The sequence below is a fragment of the Micromonospora vinacea genome, assembly GCF_015751785.1.
Taxonomy (GTDB): domain Bacteria; phylum Actinomycetota; class Actinomycetes; order Mycobacteriales; family Micromonosporaceae; genus Micromonospora; species Micromonospora vinacea.
Genome location: NZ_JADOTY010000001.1, coordinates 2431005 through 2448699 on the forward strand (window position 1 = coordinate 2431005; position 17695 = coordinate 2448699).

The window sequence follows — 17695 nt, forward strand, 5'->3', positions numbered from 1 at the left end:
GACAGCGCCCGCGCGGTGGCGCCGCCGGTCAGTCCGCCACCACCGCCGCGGTGATCCGGTGCAGCGCGAACGTGTGCAGCATCTCGGTCCGTTCGTCCTCGGCCCGCAGATAGCCGGCACCGATGGACACCGGCTTGAGCAGGCGTGACGCGGTAGCCCCGTGCGCGTCGACGTAACCCACCCAGACCAGCGCCTTGTCCCGGACCGCCTGCTGGAGCACCGCCAGGGCCTCGCTGTGGGTGTGCGCCGGCACCGGGCCGCCGCCCAGCCCTGGCGCTCCGCCGCGTACCACCGCCGGTGCCCGCCGGGCGGCCCGCGCCGCCGCGTCACCCCGCCGGATGTGCTCCACGACGCCGAGCAGCCGGGGCATGGGCAGCTTCGGGGCGGCCAGCGGATCGAGCGTCCGGGTGGTCACCGTCCCCCGGGCCGGTGCCCGCCGGATTCGCGGCCGGGCCAGCACCGTGCTGCCGGTGCCGTCCTCCTGCACCGGTGCGTACCCCGCGTCGCGGAGCGCGCCCAGCAACCGACCAACCTGGTACTGGGTACACAGCACCGTCGGCGCGAGCCGGCGCAGCGCCAACGACTCCAACCGCCGGTCGGCCAGCACCTCGCTGATCAGAGTCTCGTCGTCGCTGCGCAGGTACGCCCCGGCCAGGCCGACCCGCAACCCGCCATGCTTACGGGCCACGTCGTCGATCAGGTAGGTGAGCCCCTGCGGCACCGGGGTACGCGACCGACGCCGGAACACGTCGTGCAGGTCGTCGGCCGTGTAGCCGGAATCCAGTGCCCGCCGCACGCTGGCCGTGGTGACCCGGTGCACGCTGGCCCCGCCGGCCGACTCGAGCTCGGTCATCGCCTCCAACTCGACCGAGAGTGCCGGCTCGGGTGGACCGGGCACCACCACCGTCAGGTCGGCCTGCACCAGGAAATGGTCGACCGGGGCGGGCAGCAGCGCGTCCAGCGCCCGCGCGGCACCGGACGGGTCGCCGCTCTCGACGTCCGCGTGCACGCCCAGCGGGTCGTCACCCCGCTCGTCGGTCGACGTCAGGTCACCCAGCAGCAGCCGACCGTACGAGGTGAGCGCCCCCAGCCCCGTCACGCCCAGCTGCGCGGCCTCGGCCAGCACCTCCCGGTGGGCGGCGTCCCGGCCCCGGCTGCGGCGCGGGGCCCGCCAGTCCAGCAGGTCCTGCACCTCCTGCGGGGTGGGCGCCGTCGCCGGTTCCAGATCGGCGAGTACGCCGAGCACCGCCCGTCGGGTGGCCGGCACGCTGGCCCGCTCGGCCTCGGCGGAGAGCGCGGTGATCGGCCGGTCCCGGTCGTCACGTCGGCCCACCAGCCCCACCTGCCGGGTCATGGTCAGCCACGCACGGGCGAGCTGTTCCCACCGTTGGGCCAGCGAGGCGGCCCGCCACACCTCGTACCCGCCGGTCGGCAGCACCTGCTGATCCGCGCCGTACCGGCCGGTGGTCGCGCCGGGCATCTCCAGCTCACCGAGGATGCCCGCCGCGTACGCGACCTCCAGCAGCAGCGCAGTCGTCGGTTCGTCCAGCCCGGCGGTACGCGCCAACCGGCGCAGATCCCGCACCCCGATGCCGCCCGACCGCAGCACCGGCGCGGGTTCGTCGGCGAGCTGCTCCAGCAGCCCTTCGGTGTTCCGGACCACCTCCATGGTCTGCCCGGCCCCGGCCGAGTCGACAGCCTTCGGCTCCCGCGGCGCGGCGGCCACCGGCGGCGGGCTGGTACGTAGTGGCCCGAGCGGGCCGCTGTCGCGGCGCAGCAGCAGGCCGACCTCGCGGGGCAGCTCCACAGTTCCGCTGGCCGTTGACGAGCCGGTCGTCACCGGGACCAGCAGCCGGTTGTCGACGAGCCACCGCACCGGGGAGCCGGCCGGGGCGCCCCCGTTGGTCGGGTCGGAGAGGACCGGGTCCTCCGCGCCGAGCGGCGGCGCCTGCAACGCCCCGGGCGGCACGCTGCCCACCGGCGGGCCGGCCGCCAACCGGTCCAGGATCGCCCGGGCCGAGGGCGGGGCGGCGAGCACCGTCCGTCGGAGCTTCGCCGGGTCCGCGCAGAGCGCGGCCGTGCGCGGGTCCAGCTCCGCGGCCGGCCGGCCGAGCCCAGCGGGGTACGGGGCGACTTCGTCGACGGCGGGCACCACCTGGAGTGCGTGCTCCGGGCCGTACAGCAGGAAGAGCGCACGCAGCCGGCCCACGGCGGCCCGGACGGCCGTCGGCGCCGGCGGTTGCGGCCCGGAGGTCGCCATCGCGAGCACTGTGTCGGTGGCCGTGGTGGCGTCGTCCGGATTCCGGGTGAGGCGGGCGGCGTCGAGGATCTGGAGGGTGAACTGGTCCAGACCGTCCAGCGCGCGGGCCACGGAGACCCGGGACTGGGCCCGGATGGCCAGGGCGGAGACGTCGGCCGGCACGGGCACGACGAGGTCGGGCCGCAGCTGGAGGAGCGCGGCCAGTGACTCGTCGGGCAGCGACCGCAGGTGGTCGGCGAGTGAGGTGGTCATCGTCTTTCCACGCTAGCCCGGCAGCGGGCTTCCGCGCCCCTCGGACGTCCGGCCGACTGGCAGTAGCCGGTACGTTTCTCGACATGCCCGCACTGACCGTCGGATTCGACCTCGACATGACCCTGGTGGATTCCCGCCCCGGCATCGCTGCGGCGTACCGGGCGCTGACCGCGAGGACCGGTGTGCCGGTCGACGCCGAGCTGGCGGTGTCCCGGCTCGGGCCGCCGCTGCGGACCGAGATCGCGCACTGGTTCCCGCCGGAGCAGGTCGAGTCGGCCGTGCGGGTGTATCGCGAGCTGTACCCGGCGTACGCGATCACCCCGACGCTCCTGCTGCCCGGCGCGCGGGAGGCCATCGAGGCTATCCGTGCGCGGGGTGGCCGGGTGCTGGTCGTCACATCCAAGATCGGCCGGCTGGCCCGGTTGCACCTGGACCACCTCGGTCTCGCTGTCGACGAGTTGGCCGGCGACCTGTTCGCCGAGCAGAAGGCGACAGCTCTGCGGGAGCACGGCGCGACCCACTACGTCGGCGATCACGTCGCGGACATGGTGGCGGCGGCAGCGGCCGGGGTGCCCGGCATCGGTGTGGCGACCGGCCCCTGCTCCTCCGATGAGCTGCGCGCGGCCGGGGCGGAAGTGGTGCTGGACGAGCTCACCGAATTCCCAGCGGCGCTCGACCGGATGATCCAGCTAGCCTTGGAGCAGTAGCGGCTCAAGTGAAGCAGGGGTTTTCAGGTGCCTACGGGTCGAGTGAAGTGGTACGACACGGCCAAGGGATACGGCTTCGTCACGAGTGACGAGGGTGGCGACGTGTTCCTGCCCAAGGGGGCGCTGCCGGCGGGTGTCACCGACCTCAAGGGTGGCCAGCGGGTCGACTTCAGCGTGGTGGACAGCCGCCGGGGCGCGCAGGCCATGGGGGTCAAGCTGCTGGACGCGCCGCCGTCGATGTCGGAGCTGCGCCGTCGGCCGGCCGAGGAACTGCACGGCCTGGTCGAAGACATGATCAAGGTGCTGGAGGCCAAGGTCCAGCCGGACCTGCGCCGGGGTCGGTACCCGGACAAGAAGGCCGCGCAGAAGATCGCTCAGCTGGTCCACGCGGTGGCCCGCGAGCTGGAGGTCTGAGGCACCAGGCCGGCGGTGGCGGCCCGGTCGAGCAGTGCCGCCACCGCGGCGAAACCGGCCTCGCCCAGGTCCGCGGTGAACTCGTTGACGTAGAGGCCGATGTGCCGGTCCACCACGTCGAGCTCCATCTCCTGGGCGTGCGCCAGCACGTACTCGCGGCTTGCCGCCGGGTCCGCCCAGGCCTGCCGGACCGACTCGCGGACCCAGCCGGCCGCCGCCTCCGGGTCGACCGCCCCACGTCGGGCCAGGATCGCGCCGAGGGGGATGGGCAGGCCGGTGTCGGCCTCCCACCATTCGCCGAGGTCGACAAGGGCGCTCAGGCCGTGCCGGTGGTAGGTGAACCGGGCCTCGTGGATGACCAGCCCAGCGTCGTAGCGCCCAGCAGCCACGCCCGGCATGATCTCGTGGAACGGGACCACCTCGATCCGGGCCGGTGGCCGCCCGGCCGACCAGAGCCGGAACAGCAGGTACGCGGTGGTCCGGTCACCCGGCACCGCCACCGTGGCACCGGTCAGGTCGGTGCGGTCCGGCCCGCCGTCACGGTCGCCCCGGGTGAGCACCAGCGGGCCACAACCGCGACCGAGCGCGCCGCCGCAGGGCAGCAGGTGGTAGTCGTCGAGCAGCCAGGGCAGCGCCGCGAAGCTCACCTTCACCAGGTCGAACGCGCCCTGCTCGGCCGCCGTGTTGGTGACGTCCACGTCGGCGTAGGTCACCTCGACCGGCGGCGCGCCGGGCACCCGCCCGTGCACCAGCGCGTGGAAGACGAACGTGTCGTTGGGGCAGGGCGAGATCGCCAGGGAGAGCGCCACACCCTCACGGTAGCGCCGCCCTCCGCCCAGGGTTCGCGCCCACCCCACGACTGTGATCCGCGACCGTGACGCGAAGCTGTGATCTGCGTCGGGGCGAGGCGGCGGCACGAGCTGCGGCGACGCCGCCGGGTGGAACGACGCGTGGAAACGACTTGTCGAGCAGGGTGCAGCACCCACCCCAGTCTCCCTTTGGAGCTGATGCCGCAAACGAATCGCCCGGAGCCGGAGCCGGAGCCGGAGGATCTTGCCCGGTGCCCTAGAGGTTGGTGATGTCGCAAACGATTCAGCTCCAAAGGGATCGCGGGAGTTAGGTCATCCACCGGTCGGCGAGGTTGTCCACAGCGTTATCCACAGCTCGGCGCAGGGTGTTGATAGCTCGCTGAACAGCCGGGAACATCGGACTGTGACCGAGGCGAGTGACCACAGCGACGAGGCCGACGGCGCCGATCTCGGCCCGGTGCTCCGCGCGCTGCGTCGGCGAGCCGACCTGAGTCAACGGCAGTTGGCCGAGAAATCCGGGGTGCCGCAGCCGACGCTGGCCCGGATCGAGTCGGGGCGGTCGGTCGATCCCCGATTCCGGACGGTGGAACGCCTCGTCCAGGCGGCGGGTGGGCAGTTGGCCATCGGCGTTCCACCATCTGTCTCCGGCGTTACCGAGCCCACGCCGGTTCCGCACGACGACATGCGGGACGGGGCAGACCGTCGGTACCCGGCTCACCTGGACGTCTGGCCGGTCCACGAGCCTCGGGACTGGCCCGGCGCCTGGTGGGCGGAGTGGTACAGGTTGCCGCCTGAGCGGTATCCACTTCCGCTGCCACCGGCCGCGTATGAGCTGAACCGGCGTTATCGCGACAACCGGCGGTGGGCCGCCGAGATCCGGCGGACCACGCAGGTGCGCTGGGTGGTCGGCAGCGACCTGCCGGCCACCTGCTGGCGGTACGTCGCCGAACTGCCCGCCGGGCAACTGGTTGGTGAGCTGCGGGCCCACGAGCGGAGCCCGTTCCTGGAGTACGGGGAGTGGCATCCGGACCAGCCGGAGCGGGAGATGGTGCTCGACGGCGTGCTCGTTGATCCCCGGTACCGACGGTTGGGGCTCGGGCGTCGGCTGGTGACCGCACTGCTGACCGGGATGCGCGAGGCGGGCATCGACGACGCGGCCGCAGTCGCCGAGGGTTTCGGCACCGACCTGCTGCTGGCGTGCGGCTTCGACATCGAGGCACGCCGAGCAGCCGCACTGCGGCTGGGCCACCGTGACAAACGCTGGTTCTCCTGAGCGCGCCGCCGGGTCAGCGCCGCGCCGGGTCGGCGGAGGCCGGTCAGCGCAGGGCCGGGGCTGCCGCGGTCAGGGCGGCCAGGGCTTCGCGCAGCCGCCAGGCGTCCCGGTCGCGGGGGCCGATCGGGTTGGAGATGGTGCGCAGCTCGGCGAAGGGCACCCCGGCCTGCGCCGCGGCGACCGCCACGCCGTACCCCTCCATGGCCTCGGCGACCGCTTCCGGATGCCTCCGGCGCAGCTCGTCGGTGCTGGCGGCGGTGCCGGTGACGGTGCTGACAGTGAGCACCGGACCGACCGTGGCCATCGGGAGGGCGGCCCGCAGCGCCGCCAGCAGGCCCGTGTCCGCCGGCACCCTGCCGCCGGCGCCGAGCAGCGCGGGCGGCATGCCCAACTCGTCGACGGGGATGAAGCCGTCGGGCGACTCGGCGCCCAGGTCGGCGGCGATGCTGGCGGTGCCGAGCACCGTGTCGCCGACCTCGGCCCGCCCGGTGAAGCCGCCCGCCACGCCGGCGCTGACCACCGCACGGTACGGGCGACCGGCGGCCTCGGCCAGCGCCAACAGCCGGGCGGTGGCGGCGCCGGCGACGGCCGGGCCCACACCGATCGGGGTGACGGTCACTGTGAGGTCGGTCAGCCCGGCGCGGACCGCGTCCGCCTCGGCCGGGACCGCCGTCACCACCAGCAGGCCGGTCACGAGAGCGGGCCGGGGGACTCGCGGCGGGTTTCGTCGTCGGCCCCGCCACCCGGGCCGCCAACCGCCGACGACGGGCGGTAGATGTGGTAGCCCGGCGGGGCGAGGCTCGGGTCGTCGTACTGCGGTGAGCTGGTCTGGGCCGGTGCTGGTGAGGTGGGGGCGGGATCGCCGGGCTCGTCGGTCAACTCGTCCTCGGTCAACTCGTCGTCGCCGAGCGGCCGGCCGGCCAGCTTCTCGCCGCGCAGCCGGGCGGCGGCCAGCACACCCCGGATCGCGGCCAGGACGCCCACCCCGGCGGCCACGGCGATGCCCATCCGACCGTCGAACGGCACCAGCCCGAGCCCGCCGCCGGCGACGAAGGCGAGCATCAGCACCGTCTCGGAGTGGGCGAAGGAACTGGCCCGCAACCGTTCCGGGATGCGCTCCTGGATCGAGGCGTCCACGGCCAGCTTCGCTATCCCGCTGACCATTGCGGCGACCAGGCAGAGCAGGGCGACCATCACCAGCGAGAACTGGATGACGGCGAGCACCGCCACCCCGGCCACGATGATCATGCTGCTGGACTGGATGGCGGTCGGCCGGTGGATGCGCAGTCGGGTGCCGATGGCGGTGGCCAGGAAGGTGCCGACCGCGAGCGCGCCGCCGACCACGCCCAACGCCCACTCGGCGCCCAGATCCCGGCCGAACACCACTGTGGTCAGGTCGCCCTTCTTGATCGCGAAGGCGAGGAAGAGCAACAGGAAGCCGTAGAGCGCGCGCAGCGTCGCGGCGCCGATCAGGGTCGCGATCACCAGCCGGCCGGACGGTCGGCCCCGGCCCAGGGGTCGATCGCCACCGCGGCGGCCCAGCGCGCGCAGTGGCCGAGGGACCCGTTCCGGTGGCTCCGAGTCGGCCTTCGGTGGCAGCCGCAGGGAGATCACCATGCCGACCAGGAAGATCACCGACGCGACCCGTAGCGGCCACTGCGGCCCGAACCAGAACGCGGCCAACCCGATCGGCGCCACCAGCGCACCCGCGACAGTGCCGTAGACGCTGGCCCGGGCACCCACCTGGGACAGGCCGAGGCCCTCCGGCAGCAGCCGGGGCACCGCCGCGGAGCGGGCCACGCCGTACGCCCGGGAGAGCGCGAGCACCCCGAACGCGGCCGGATAGAGCCCGAAGCCGTGGATGTAGTCGGAGATCAACCAGGCCAGGAAGGCGCGGCCGAGCATCGTCGCGGCCAGGGCGTACCGCCGGCCGTGCCGGAAGTGATCCAGCAGCGGGCCCACCACCGGGGCGAGCATCGCGAACGGCACCATGGTCACCAGCAGGTAGAGCGCGACCTTGCTGCGGGCCTCACCGAGCGGCACGTTGAAGAAGATCGTGCCGGCCAGACCGATGGCGATCAGAGTGTCGCCGGCACAGGAGAGCGCGTGCAGGTCGAACAGGCGAACCATGCCGACCTCGCCACCGGCACCCCGGGCCCGGGCCCGACCGGCCCGGCGGGTCACCCAGCGGCCGCTGCCCAGCGAACCGCGCAACAGCAGACGAATGGCGCGAATGCCGGTGCCGACGGTCCGCCCGAGGACGGAACGCCCGGAGCGGGAGTACGACGGCATGTCCACCATCCTCGCCCATCTGATCCGGGTACGCCCCACCACTGCTGGGAAAGGTTCCCCGGGAGTCCCTGTCACCCCTGCGAGGCGCATGGGGAACAATGGTCGGGTGACCAGGCCCGCCTCCACCCGTGCCGCCCGTCTCGACCAGGTCTGCGCCGCCGCCGTCGAGGTGGCCCGCGCCGGCATCACCGAGGTGGACGCCGACGATGTCGGCGACCACCTGCAGGTCGTGGCCGAGGGTGATCGACTGGTCACCCACTACTTCGAATGTCGCCTCGCCGGCTACAACGGCTGGCGCTGGGCGGTCACCGTCACCCGGGTGCCGCGCAGCAAGACGGTGACCATCTGCGAGACGGTGTTGCTGCCCGGCCCGGACGCGCTGCTCGCGCCCGGCTGGCTGCCCTGGCAGGAGCGGCTCAAGCCGGGCGACCTGGGTCCGGGTGACCTGCTCCCGACCTCGCCCGACGACGATCGACTGGTCCCCGGCTACCTGCTCTCCGACGACCCGGCGGTCGAGGAGACGGCGTGGGAGCTGGGCCTCGGGCGCGCCCGCGTGCTCTCCCGGGAGGGCCGCATCGACACGGCGCAGCGCTGGTACGACGGTGACCACGGCCCCGCCGCGGCCATCTCGACCGCCGCTCCGGCCGCCGCCCGCTGCGGCACCTGCGGCTTCTACCTGCCGCTGGCCGGCGCGATGCGGCAGGCCTTCGGGGCGTGCGGCAACTTCTACGCCCCCGACGACGGCCGGGTGGTGAGCGCCGATCACGGGTGCGGTGCCCACTCCGAGACGTTGATCGAGGCGGCCGAGACCGCTGTCGACGAGCTGCCCACGGTGTACGACGACAGCGCGGTGGAGGCCATGTCGGTCAGCCGGGCCGCGGGCTCGGTGGAGGCGGCTGAGCCGGCGGAGCCGTACGGGCACTCCTGATCGTCCGCGCCGGTGTGCTCCGGCGCGGTGCCCAGCTCACCTCGCGCGGCGGCGGCGTCGGTTGGCGTCGTGCCGCATCATCACGGCGAGGCCCGGAAAGCCCCACAGGAAGCCGGCGAGGCAGGTCCAGAGCCAGTTCTGGTGACCGTGGTCGGTCAGCCAACCCCGGAAGAAGATCAGCAGGACCAGCCCGGCCACCGCCCACGCGACCAACCCGGCGAGGGCGAACGGCACCATCGGCGGGTCCAGGGGCGCGGGCCGCGGTGGCTGCTCGTTCGGCATTCGGCAAGCGTACGGGATCTACTTCCCCTGCCCGCCGACGATCTGGGACGATGCGCGCGACAACCGGAAGATCACCTGCGAGGACCTGATGGCAGTAGCGCCGCCCGAGAACGGCACACCTCCCAACCCCGCTCATCCGCGTAACGGTTTCGACCGGTTCTTCGAGATTTCGGCCCGCGGCTCGACGTTGAGCCGTGAGGTACGCGGTGGCCTGGCGACCTTCTTCACGATGGCGTACATCGTGGTGCTCAACCCGCTGATCCTGGGTGGCGCCGTCGACGGTGACGGCAAGAGTCTCCCGATTCCCGCGCTGGCTGCGGCGACCGCGCTGGTCGCCGGCCTGATGACCATCCTGATGGGCGTGGTCGGCCGGTTCCCGCTGGCGCTCGCCGCCGGTCTGGGCGTCAACGCCCTGGTGGCGTACGAGATCGCTCCCGAGATGACCTGGGCCGACGCGATGGGCCTGGTGGTGATCGAGGGTCTGATCATTGCGGTGCTGGTGCTGACCGGTCTGCGGACCGCTGTGTTCCGCTCGGTGCCGACCCAGATGAAGACCGCTATCGGCGTGGGCATCGGCCTGTTCCTGACCATCATCGGCCTGGTGGACGCCGGCTTCGTCCGGCGCATCCCGGACGCCGCCAACACCACAGTTCCGGTCGGCCTGGGCATCGGCGGCAAGCTGGTGAGCTGGCCGATGCTGGTCTTCGTGGTGGGCCTGCTGATCACCCTGGTGCTGGTGGTCCGGCGGGTGAGGGGCGCGATCCTGATCGGCATCCTCGCCTCGACGGTGCTCGCGGTGATCGTGGAGGCGATCGGCAACATCGGCCCGTCGTTCGTCAACGGTCAGCCCAACCCGAAGGGCTGGTCGCTGAACGTGCCGGAGCTGCCCAAGTCGGTGGTCGACCTGCCGGACCTGTCGCTTCTCGGCAAGTTCAACGTGCTCGACTCGTGGGGCCGGGCCGGTTGGCTGGTCGTGCTGATGTTCATCTTCACGCTGTTGATCACGGACTTCTTCGACACGATGGGCACGATGGTCGCGGTCGGCCAGGAGGGTGGGCTGCTCGACGAGCAGGGCACCCCGCCGAAGGCCAAGGAGATCCTGTTGGTCGACTCGATCGCGGCGGCGGCCGGCGGTGCGGCCAGCACCTCCAGCAACACGTCGTACATCGAGAGCGCCGCCGGTGTCGCGGAGGGTGCGCGGACCGGTGTGGCCAACCTGGTCACCGGCGCGCTCTTCCTGCTCGCGATGTTCCTGGCGCCGCTGGTCGTGATCGTGCCGTTCGAGGCGGCGTCGACGGCCCTGGTGGTGGTCGGGTTCCTGATGATGACAGCGGTGCGGACGATCGACTGGTCCGACTACGAGATCGCCATCCCGGCGTTCCTCACGATCGTGCTGATGCCGTTCACCTACTCGATCTCCAACGGGATCGGCGCCGGTCTGATCACCTTCGTGGTGGTCAAGCTGGCGCGGGGCAAGGCCCGGGAGATCCACCCGTTGCTGTACGGGGTGGCCGCGCTCTTCGTGCTGTACTTCCTGCGTGGGCCGATCGAGTCCCTGGTGCTCTGAGCTGAGCTGCGTCCGGGCGGGGAGTCGATCGGGATTCCCCGCCCGTACCATCTGAATCCCCTCGTGAGCCTGGTCATAACGGATGTCGTTAGCCATGCTCATTAGTTAAGCTAACTACTGTGACGGAGCGGACGGTGACGGCGGAACGCGTGCCACCGGCGCAGCTGGCTCCCCAGCTGCGTGATGCGATCACCCGACTCAACCGGCGGGTCCGACAGGCCCGACCGGTCGGCGACCTCACGGTCACCCAGGTCTCCGCGCTCACCAGCCTGCGGCTGGCGGGCGCGATGACCCCCCGGGAACTGGCCGACGTGGAGCGGGTGCAGCCGCCGACGATGACCAAGATCGTCGGGAAGTTGGAGGACCGCGGTCTCGTGCGGCGGACCCCCCATCCGACCGACGGGCGGCAGGTCATCCTCGCGGCGACCGAAGGAGGGCAGGCCGTGCTCGACCAGTTCGAGCGGGCCCGCGACGAGTGGCTGGCCCACCGGCTGGCCGCACTCGACGAGGACGAACGGGAGACCCTGCAGAGGGCCGCCGAGATTCTTCAGCAGCTCGCTCGCGCCTGAGCCGCACCCGCGCCACCGGGTCCGTGCCGTCACCTGTCGATGACGCGTACGTCCGGAGGAGGCGCACCAAGAGTGCAGGCGAAGCTGAGCACGATGTTCCAGTCCCTACAGGTCCGCAACTACCGCCTCTTCGCATCCGGGCAGCTGATCAAGTTGATCGGCGTCTGGATGATGTTCATCGCCCAGGACTGGCTCGTCCTCGAGCTCTCCAACAACTCGGCGACCGCGCTCGGCGTGGTCACCGCCTGCCAGTTCACCCCGGTGCTCCTGCTCACCCTGCTCTCCGGCCGGCTCGCCGACCGGTACGACAAGCGGGTGTTGCTCTTCGCCGCCAACGCCTTCTGGAGCCTCCTGGCGCTCGGCATGTCGCTGCTGGTCCTCACCGACCTGGTACAGCTCTGGCACGTCTTCGCCTTCGCCGCGCTGCTCGGCACTGCCAACGCGGTGGAGACCCCGGTCCGGCAGGCGTTCGTCTCCGAACTGGTCGGCACGCCGCTGCTGCCCAACGCGCTGTCGCTGAACGCCGCCGTGTTCAACTCCGCCCGGATCGTCGGCCCGGCCGTGGCCGGCCTGGCCATCGCCGCGTTCGACGTGGGCCCGGTCTTCCTCTTCACCGCTGTCAGCTCCATCGCGCCCCTGGTCAACGTGGTCCGGATGCGCACGGCCGATCTGCACCGCGATGCCCTGCTGCCGCGCGACGAGCGGGCGTCCGCCCGGGTCGTCGACGGCCTGCGGTACGTGTGGCGTCGCCCCGACCTGCTGCTGCCAATGGCGATCATGTCGGTGATCGGCATGTCGCTGTTCAACTTCCAGCTCACCCTGGCCGCGCTGGCGAAGACGGTCTTCCACACCGGTGCCGCCTCCTTCGGCCTGTTCAGCACGGCACTGGCCGTCGGCGCGCTCGGCGGCGCGCTCAGCGGCACCGGTCGGCGTAGCCGCCCGTCGGTGTGGCTGGTGCTCGGCGCGGCGATCGCCTGCGCCAGCTTCGGCACCCTGGTCGGCCTCTCCACGGCGTACTGGCTGGTCGTGGTGCTGCTGGTGCCGACCGGCTTCTGCATGGTCTTCTTCGCCCAGGCCGCCAACCAGCGGATCCAGATGGGCGTCGACGCGGCCTTCCGGGGACGGGTGATGGCCCTGTGGGTGCTGGTGTTCCTGGGCACCAACCCGGTCGGCGCGCCGCTCATCGGCTGGGTCGCGGAGCACTACGGTGCCGGTGCCAGCATCTGGATGGGCGGGCTCATCTCGCTGGCCGCCGCGGTGATCGCCCTCACCTGGCAGCTCCGCCACTCCGGTGCCCGGCTGCGGTTCCGGGTTCTGCCGATGCCCCGTTTCTACGTCACCTCCGCCGACTGCTGAGGTTTACCACCGGCGCCGGCCGCGTCCGGTTGCGCGGATCGCGCGGATGCGGCGAAACCGGTGGCGGGGTGGCACGGTGGGGCTTAGCGTCGATACGTGGGAGTCGGACGCGCGCTGATGCTGGCCCTGGCGTTCCTCGCCGTGGCCACTCTGCCGGCGGCGTTCGCCCTGCTCTTCTGCTACGACGAGATCCTCGACCGGGTGGTCTGCGGCTGGTCCGAGTGGCGTGACCGCCGCCGGGAGAAACGCACCATCGCCCGTCTCGACCGGGCCATCGAGGCCGACGCGCTGACCCGGGACATCGACCTCAGCGAGTTCGACAGCGCTGACCGTCGGCCGCTGGAGCAGCTCGCCGCCGACCTGCGCCGTCTCGGCGGTCAGCGGGTCGGCGGCAGCGGTCGCTCGATGGTCTGGCACAGCGCACTGCTCCAGGCGTACGACGACCGGCTTCGCCTCGCCTGCCGCGCCCTCGGCATCGCCGAACACCTCGCCGAGCTGGAGGGCGTAGATCAGGAGATCGAGCGGGTCCGGGTGGAGGGCGTGCTGCACGCCGCCGGGCTGGCCCTGCCGGCGGCCCGAGCTGGGCTCCGGCAGCGGCACCGCTGAGCGGCCGCACACTGTGCGACTCTTCGTCGCGGTCCGCCCGTCCGTCCAGGCGGTCAATCACCTTGGCGTACAGGTCGCCCGTCTGCGCGTCGCGGCGGCGACCGCCGCTGGCGTCAACGTCCGGCTCGCCGATCCGGCCGTCCTGCATCTCACAGTGGCGTTCCTCGGCGCCGTCGAGTCTGACCGGCTGGTCGAGGTGGAGAGTGCGCTCGGCCTGGCCGCCGAGCGGTTCCGGGACGGCCGGAACGCCGCACCCCGGTTGAGTCTCGGCGGCGGTGGCCGGTTCGGTCGGGGTCGATCCACAGTGCTGTGGGTGGACCTGCGGGGGGAGGTCGAGGCGTTGCACGTGCTGGCCGGGCTGATTCGGTCCCGGCTGAGCCACGGCCGGCTGCCCTGCGACGACAGGCCATTTCGGCCGCACCTGACCGTCGCCCGGCCCGGCGACCGGATGGACCCGGTCGACGTCGAGGCCGACCGGGCCAGCCTGGACGGGTACGAAGGGCCATCGTGGCCGGCGTCGGAGCTGGTGCTGGTGCGCAGCTACCTCGGCGGCCGACCGCGCTACGAACGGATCGCCGCCTGGTCGCTGTGACCCGGCGGCACGTCGCTGGTCGCTGTGGAAGGCCTGCTGCGGAGAACCTCGCGGGCCTGTCCGGCGGCGCGGGTGATGCTCTCGCTGATGAAGTCGAGGAAGCGGGCGATGTTCTCCAGCCGGGCGGCGGCGGGGGTGTGCGCGCCGAGGAGAGCGACGCCCTGGCGTGCGGTCGCGACGAGATGGTCGTTGGCCCGAGCACTGGCGATCGTCGCCTGGTAGAAGAGCTCGTCGTCGATGACGTAGCGGTCGCGGCGGCGTTCGTCGCGTTCGCGGCGGACGAGGCTCTGGCTCTCCAGGAAGGTGATCGCCTTGGAGATCGACGCCGGGCTGACCTGGAGGCGCTGGGCGAGCTCGGACGCGGTGAGACTGCCCGAGTCGGTGAGGAACAGGTTGGTCAACACTCGGGCACCCATCTTGTTCAGACCGGAGGCCATGAGGACGGTGGTGAACGTCTCCTCGTAGTCGGCCACGGCCTGGGCGTCGCGTCCGTCTGGGCGGCCGGCCGCCTCGACCCCACGAGAGGGGGCGGGCTTGCGCCGGTGGGCGCGGCGCTCGGTCGCGCGGTGGGCCAGATCGGCGCGGTAGCCGGTGGGGCCGCCGTTGCGCATCACCTCGCGCGTGACAGTCGAGGTGGGACGGTCGAGGCGTCGGGCAATCTCGGCGTAGGGGAGGCTGTCGGCCAGCCCCAGCGCGATCTGCTGGCGTTCCTGCTGGGTGAGCCTGCCTCCCGGCATCGCGATCTCCCTGGTGGTCCCGTAGGGCGGTGGCCCCAGACCCCGCCACCATAGCGTTAACTCACACGCCAATGCAACGTAAACGTCAGCGACGTTGCATTAGATCTAGGGCCGTTGCAACAACTTCATGGCTTCGAACAGCTAAAACTCTGCTTAACTGCAACAAGGGTGTTGCAAAAACTGGAAAGCAACGTAGCGTTTCCCACATCAGAAACAAGCACCGACCTGGGAGAGCACGATGCAGACGTTCGCCACACCCGCCCCCATCTCCGCCGTCCTGGACATCCCCGCCGGACGCATCCAGCTCATCGCCGCGGACCGCTCCGACACCACCGTCGAGGTCCTCCCTGCCGACCCCGCCAAGAGCAGCGACACCAGGGCCGCCGAGCAGACCACTGTCACCTACGCCGACGGCGTCCTGCGAATCACGACAGCACGTCCCATCAACAAGCTCTTGGGCCCCTCCGGCTCCCTGGAGGTCACCGTCCAGGTGCCCGCCGGCTCCCACGTCCAGGCCAGGGCCGCCAGCGCCGAACTTCGGGGCGTCGGCCGCCTCGGCGACGTCGCCGTCGACGGGGCGTACCGGGAAATCAAGATCGACGAGGCCGCGAGCGTCCGCCTCACCGCCATCGACGGCGACGTCGAGGTCGGCCGGCTCAACGGCCCCGCCGAAATCAGCACCGCCCGGGGTGACATCACCGTCGCCGAGGCCATGCGCGGCACAGTCGTCCTCCGTACCCAGTCCGGCGACATCTCGGTCGTGGCGGCGGCCGGCGTCTCGGCCGCCCTGGACGCCGGCACCGGCCACGGCCGTGTCAGCAACTCCCTCAAGAACGACGGCACCATCGAGCTCGACATCCACGCCAGCACCATGCAGGGCGACATCAGCGCCCGCAGCCTCTGAAAGGACGGATCGAGATGACGAACAACAGCATGACCTCGACCAGTTCGGCGTGGACCGGCATGGTGCCGGTCGACGACACGGCCCTGGCCGTCACCGACACCGGCGGTCCCGGCATCCCCGTGGTCTACCTCAACGGCCAGTTCGCCACCCAGGGGTACTGGCGGCGCGTCGTCGCCGACCTCGGCACCGGGTTCCGGCACATCACCTACGACGAGCGGGCTCGCGGCAGGAAGTCGAAGCGCTCAGCCGACTACTCGTTCGAGGCTGCCGTCCGGGACGTCGACGCCGTTCTCGCCGCCCGAGGGGTGCACCAGGCGGTGCTGGTGGGCTGGTCCTACGGCGCGGTGGTCGGAGCACACTGGGTCAACCGGAACCCGGAGCGGGCCCTGGGCGCCGTCCTGGTCGACGGCGCGTTCCCCCACGACTGGCTCGACGAGGCCATGGCGCAGCGGATCCGCAAGATGTTCCGACGGATGAACCTGTTCATGCCGCTGCTGCGCCCCACCGGCCTGACCCCACGGATGAACGCCGACCAGATGGCGGACAGCAACATCGAACTCGGCGAACTCTCCCGCGAGCGGGAACTCGGCCCGGTGCTGGACGCCATCACCGTCCCCGTGCGGTACGTGGTCGCCTCCGGAACGTCCCTCGGCAGTCGCGGGGACGAGCAGGAGCAGATCCGGACCAGCCTCGACGCGGTGACCGCCCGCAACCCGCACATCACGATCGGCGCGAAGGTCGCCAGCAACCACGGAGCGATCCTCAAGAAGGACTTCGCCGCCGTCGCCGAGGCCGTACGCGGGGTCGCCGCCCCTCATCGCAACGGCATTCGGTGAGGTCCGGACGCTCGCGTCGACGGGTGCACGCTGTCACCCGTCGACGCGAGGCGTCAGGAAGACTCGCGGGCGGCCGGGCCGCTGCCGAAGAGCACGTCGTCCCAGCTCGGCAGCCGCTTACGGGGCTTGCCGTTGGCGTCGGTGGACTCGCCGCCAGCGGCTGCCGCGGCGCCCGTCCGGCGGGGCCGCAGCACCGCCAGTGACGGCACGGCCGGCACCTCCTTGGGCGCGTCCGAATCGTCGTCGAAGGCCGAGCCCTGGCCACCGCCGAGCAACGCGGCGGCACCCCCACCGACCGGCCGCTGCCGGGGCGCGTCCGAACCGGCAAGGGCAGCCGGGGTACGCGGCTCCAGCCCGCGACCCGACGAGGCGCCGAGCGGGCGGTCCAGGGAAGCGAGCAGCGCGTCCCGGCCGGCGCGGATCGGATCGCGGCCAGGGCGCGGGTGCTCGGACGCCGCCGGCAACCCGTGCCCACCACGACTCGGCTCGCCACGCGACGGACCAGGCAGGGCATGCCCGCCCCGCTCCGGCGCCGGCTCCTGGCCGAGGATCGGCGTGGGCCGCTCGGCGCACAGGTACTGCGCCATGTCGTCGTGCGGGGCGACCGACTGCCGGGTCTTGTCGAGATCCCAGATGGCCTGCGCGGTGGCCTTGCCCGACGGCCAGGTGGCGATGATCCGCCAGGTGCCGTCGTCACGCCGGTACGCGTCCCAGGAGATCTTCTCGGTGTCGATGCCGTGCTGGCTCAGCCGACCGTTGACCACCTCGGCGAGCGGGGTGGGCTTCTCCGCGCCCTTGAGGCGGGTGCGGCGGGCGTGCTGGGCGAGCATCGCCCGCTCCTGCAGCACCGGGCCGGCATAGCGCAGCACCCGGTCGACCGGCACCCCGGCGATCCGGGCGACATCCTCCGCGGACTCACCGGAGCGGATGCGGGCCTGAATGTCCCGAGGGGACAGTGACGGAACCGGGTCGGCCGCGGTCGGCGCCACAGCGAGCGGCGGCGCACCGGGCTCGGCGTGCAGCGCACCGGAGATCCGTTCGTCGATCGGCAGGGCGAGCAGCCGCCCAACCTCGTCGGCGAGAACCAGGGCATGGCCGTCCTCGGAGAGGGCGACGAAGCGTACTGGGCGCATAGCGTTGCCTCCGTCCCGCTTCGCTGGCCGCACGCCACGAGTCGGCCACCCAGGCGTCTCGGACCACCGTACGCGCATCTGCCTCGGGGTGGGGGAAGCGACACCCCGCATGTCGTGACTGAGCTGCGGCGATGACTACGGTCGGTGTCCGTGGAGGGCCCAACGGACACCGACCGTG

Annotated in this window: 18 protein-coding genes; 11 read left to right on the top strand and 7 right to left on the bottom strand. The window is 72.1% G+C overall.

Features of this window, described 5'->3' with window-relative positions:
* Positions 1-28: 28 nt before the first annotated feature.
* A complete protein-coding gene (locus tag IW249_RS11705; protein WP_196920745.1) occupies positions 29-2512 on the bottom strand; it encodes a helicase-associated domain-containing protein in 2484 nt (827 codons plus the stop codon).
* Between the two features lie 83 nt (positions 2513-2595).
* Here IW249_RS11705 and IW249_RS11710 point away from each other — a divergent pair, with 83 nt between their 5' ends.
* Together IW249_RS11710 and IW249_RS11715 are read left to right on the top strand one after the other, a co-directional pair.
* Positions 2596-3219 (top strand): HAD family hydrolase, encoded by a 624-nt coding sequence (locus tag IW249_RS11710; protein ID WP_196920746.1) that lies wholly within the window; start codon positions 2596-2598, stop codon positions 3217-3219.
* A 27-nt stretch (positions 3220-3246) separates the two neighbouring features.
* Positions 3247-3633, top strand: coding sequence for a cold-shock protein (locus IW249_RS11715; protein WP_196920747.1), 387 nt, complete (start codon positions 3247-3249; stop codon positions 3631-3633).
* Here IW249_RS11715 and IW249_RS11720 read toward each other — a convergent pair.
* Entirely contained in the window at positions 3594-4442 is an 849-nt protein-coding gene (locus tag IW249_RS11720; RefSeq protein ID WP_196920748.1) for a 1,4-dihydroxy-6-naphtoate synthase, read from the bottom strand. The two genes, IW249_RS11715 and IW249_RS11720, sit on opposite strands and share 40 nt — an antisense overlap.
* A gap of 403 nt (positions 4443-4845) precedes the next feature.
* On the opposite strand from IW249_RS11720, the gene IW249_RS11725 reads away from it, so the two are divergent.
* Positions 4846-5715 carry a helix-turn-helix domain-containing protein gene (locus IW249_RS11725; RefSeq protein ID WP_196920749.1) on the top strand — a complete coding sequence of 290 codons (870 nt, stop codon included), beginning with the start codon at positions 4846-4848 and terminating at the stop codon, positions 5713-5715.
* A 43-nt stretch (positions 5716-5758) separates the two neighbouring features.
* Here the strand turns inward: IW249_RS11725 and IW249_RS11730 are convergent, their stop codons facing one another.
* Complete coding sequence (locus IW249_RS11730; protein ID WP_196920750.1) at positions 5759-6409, bottom strand: futalosine hydrolase; 651 nt, start codon at positions 6407-6409, stop codon at positions 5759-5761.
* The gene (locus tag IW249_RS11735; protein ID WP_196920751.1) at positions 6406-8007 is read right to left on the bottom strand and encodes an MFS transporter; all 1602 of its coding nucleotides are present in this window, start codon (positions 8005-8007) and stop codon (positions 6406-6408) included. The genes IW249_RS11730 and IW249_RS11735 overlap by 4 nt, the downstream gene beginning before the upstream one ends.
* Before the next feature lie 88 nt (positions 8008-8095).
* On the opposite strand from IW249_RS11735, the gene IW249_RS11740 reads away from it, so the two are divergent.
* Positions 8096-8935 (top strand): DUF3027 domain-containing protein, encoded by an 840-nt coding sequence (locus IW249_RS11740; RefSeq protein WP_231392488.1) that lies wholly within the window; start codon positions 8096-8098, stop codon positions 8933-8935.
* Positions 8936-8971: 36 nt separating this feature from the next.
* Here IW249_RS11740 and IW249_RS11745 read toward each other — a convergent pair whose 3' ends face one another.
* Positions 8972-9217, bottom strand: coding sequence for a DUF2530 domain-containing protein (locus IW249_RS11745; RefSeq protein WP_196920753.1), 246 nt, complete (start codon positions 9215-9217; stop codon positions 8972-8974).
* A gap of 88 nt (positions 9218-9305) precedes the next feature.
* On the opposite strand from IW249_RS11745, the gene IW249_RS11750 reads away from it, so the two are divergent.
* The 5 genes from IW249_RS11750 to thpR all read left to right on the top strand — a co-directional run bounded on the left by IW249_RS11750 (position 9306) and on the right by thpR (position 13907).
* Positions 9306-10784 carry an NCS2 family permease gene (locus tag IW249_RS11750; protein ID WP_196920754.1) on the top strand — a complete coding sequence of 493 codons (1479 nt, stop codon included), beginning with the start codon at positions 9306-9308 and terminating at the stop codon, positions 10782-10784.
* A 119-nt stretch (positions 10785-10903) separates the two neighbouring features.
* Entirely contained in the window at positions 10904-11353 is a 450-nt protein-coding gene (locus IW249_RS11755; protein ID WP_030486369.1) for a MarR family winged helix-turn-helix transcriptional regulator, read from the top strand.
* A gap of 72 nt (positions 11354-11425) precedes the next feature.
* Positions 11426-12709 (top strand): MFS transporter, encoded by a 1284-nt coding sequence (locus IW249_RS11760; protein WP_196920755.1) that lies wholly within the window; start codon positions 11426-11428, stop codon positions 12707-12709.
* 96 nt (positions 12710-12805) lie between these two features.
* A complete protein-coding gene (locus tag IW249_RS11765) occupies positions 12806-13315 on the top strand; it encodes a hypothetical protein (RefSeq protein ID WP_196920756.1) in 510 nt (169 codons plus the stop codon).
* Between the two features lie 13 nt (positions 13316-13328).
* Positions 13329-13907, top strand: a complete 579-nt coding sequence (thpR, locus tag IW249_RS11770) for an RNA 2',3'-cyclic phosphodiesterase (protein WP_196920757.1) — start codon at positions 13329-13331, stop codon at positions 13905-13907.
* Here thpR and IW249_RS11775 read toward each other — a convergent pair.
* Positions 13877-14644: a helix-turn-helix domain-containing protein gene (locus IW249_RS11775; RefSeq protein ID WP_196920758.1), complete on the bottom strand. Its 768-nt coding sequence runs from the start codon at positions 14642-14644 to the stop codon at positions 13877-13879. The two genes, thpR and IW249_RS11775, sit on opposite strands and share 31 nt — an antisense overlap.
* Before the next feature lie 238 nt (positions 14645-14882).
* Here IW249_RS11775 and IW249_RS11780 point away from each other — a divergent pair, with 238 nt between their 5' ends.
* Positions 14883-15548, top strand: coding sequence for a DUF4097 family beta strand repeat-containing protein (locus IW249_RS11780; protein ID WP_196920759.1), 666 nt, complete (start codon positions 14883-14885; stop codon positions 15546-15548).
* A 14-nt stretch (positions 15549-15562) separates the two neighbouring features.
* The gene (locus tag IW249_RS11785) at positions 15563-16384 is read left to right on the top strand and encodes an alpha/beta fold hydrolase (RefSeq protein WP_196920760.1); all 822 of its coding nucleotides are present in this window, start codon (positions 15563-15565) and stop codon (positions 16382-16384) included.
* A gap of 53 nt (positions 16385-16437) precedes the next feature.
* Here IW249_RS11785 and sepH read toward each other — a convergent pair whose 3' ends face one another.
* The gene (gene sepH, locus IW249_RS11790; RefSeq protein WP_196920761.1) at positions 16438-17517 is read right to left on the bottom strand and encodes a septation protein SepH; all 1080 of its coding nucleotides are present in this window, start codon (positions 17515-17517) and stop codon (positions 16438-16440) included.
* Positions 17518-17695 lie beyond the last annotated feature (178 nt).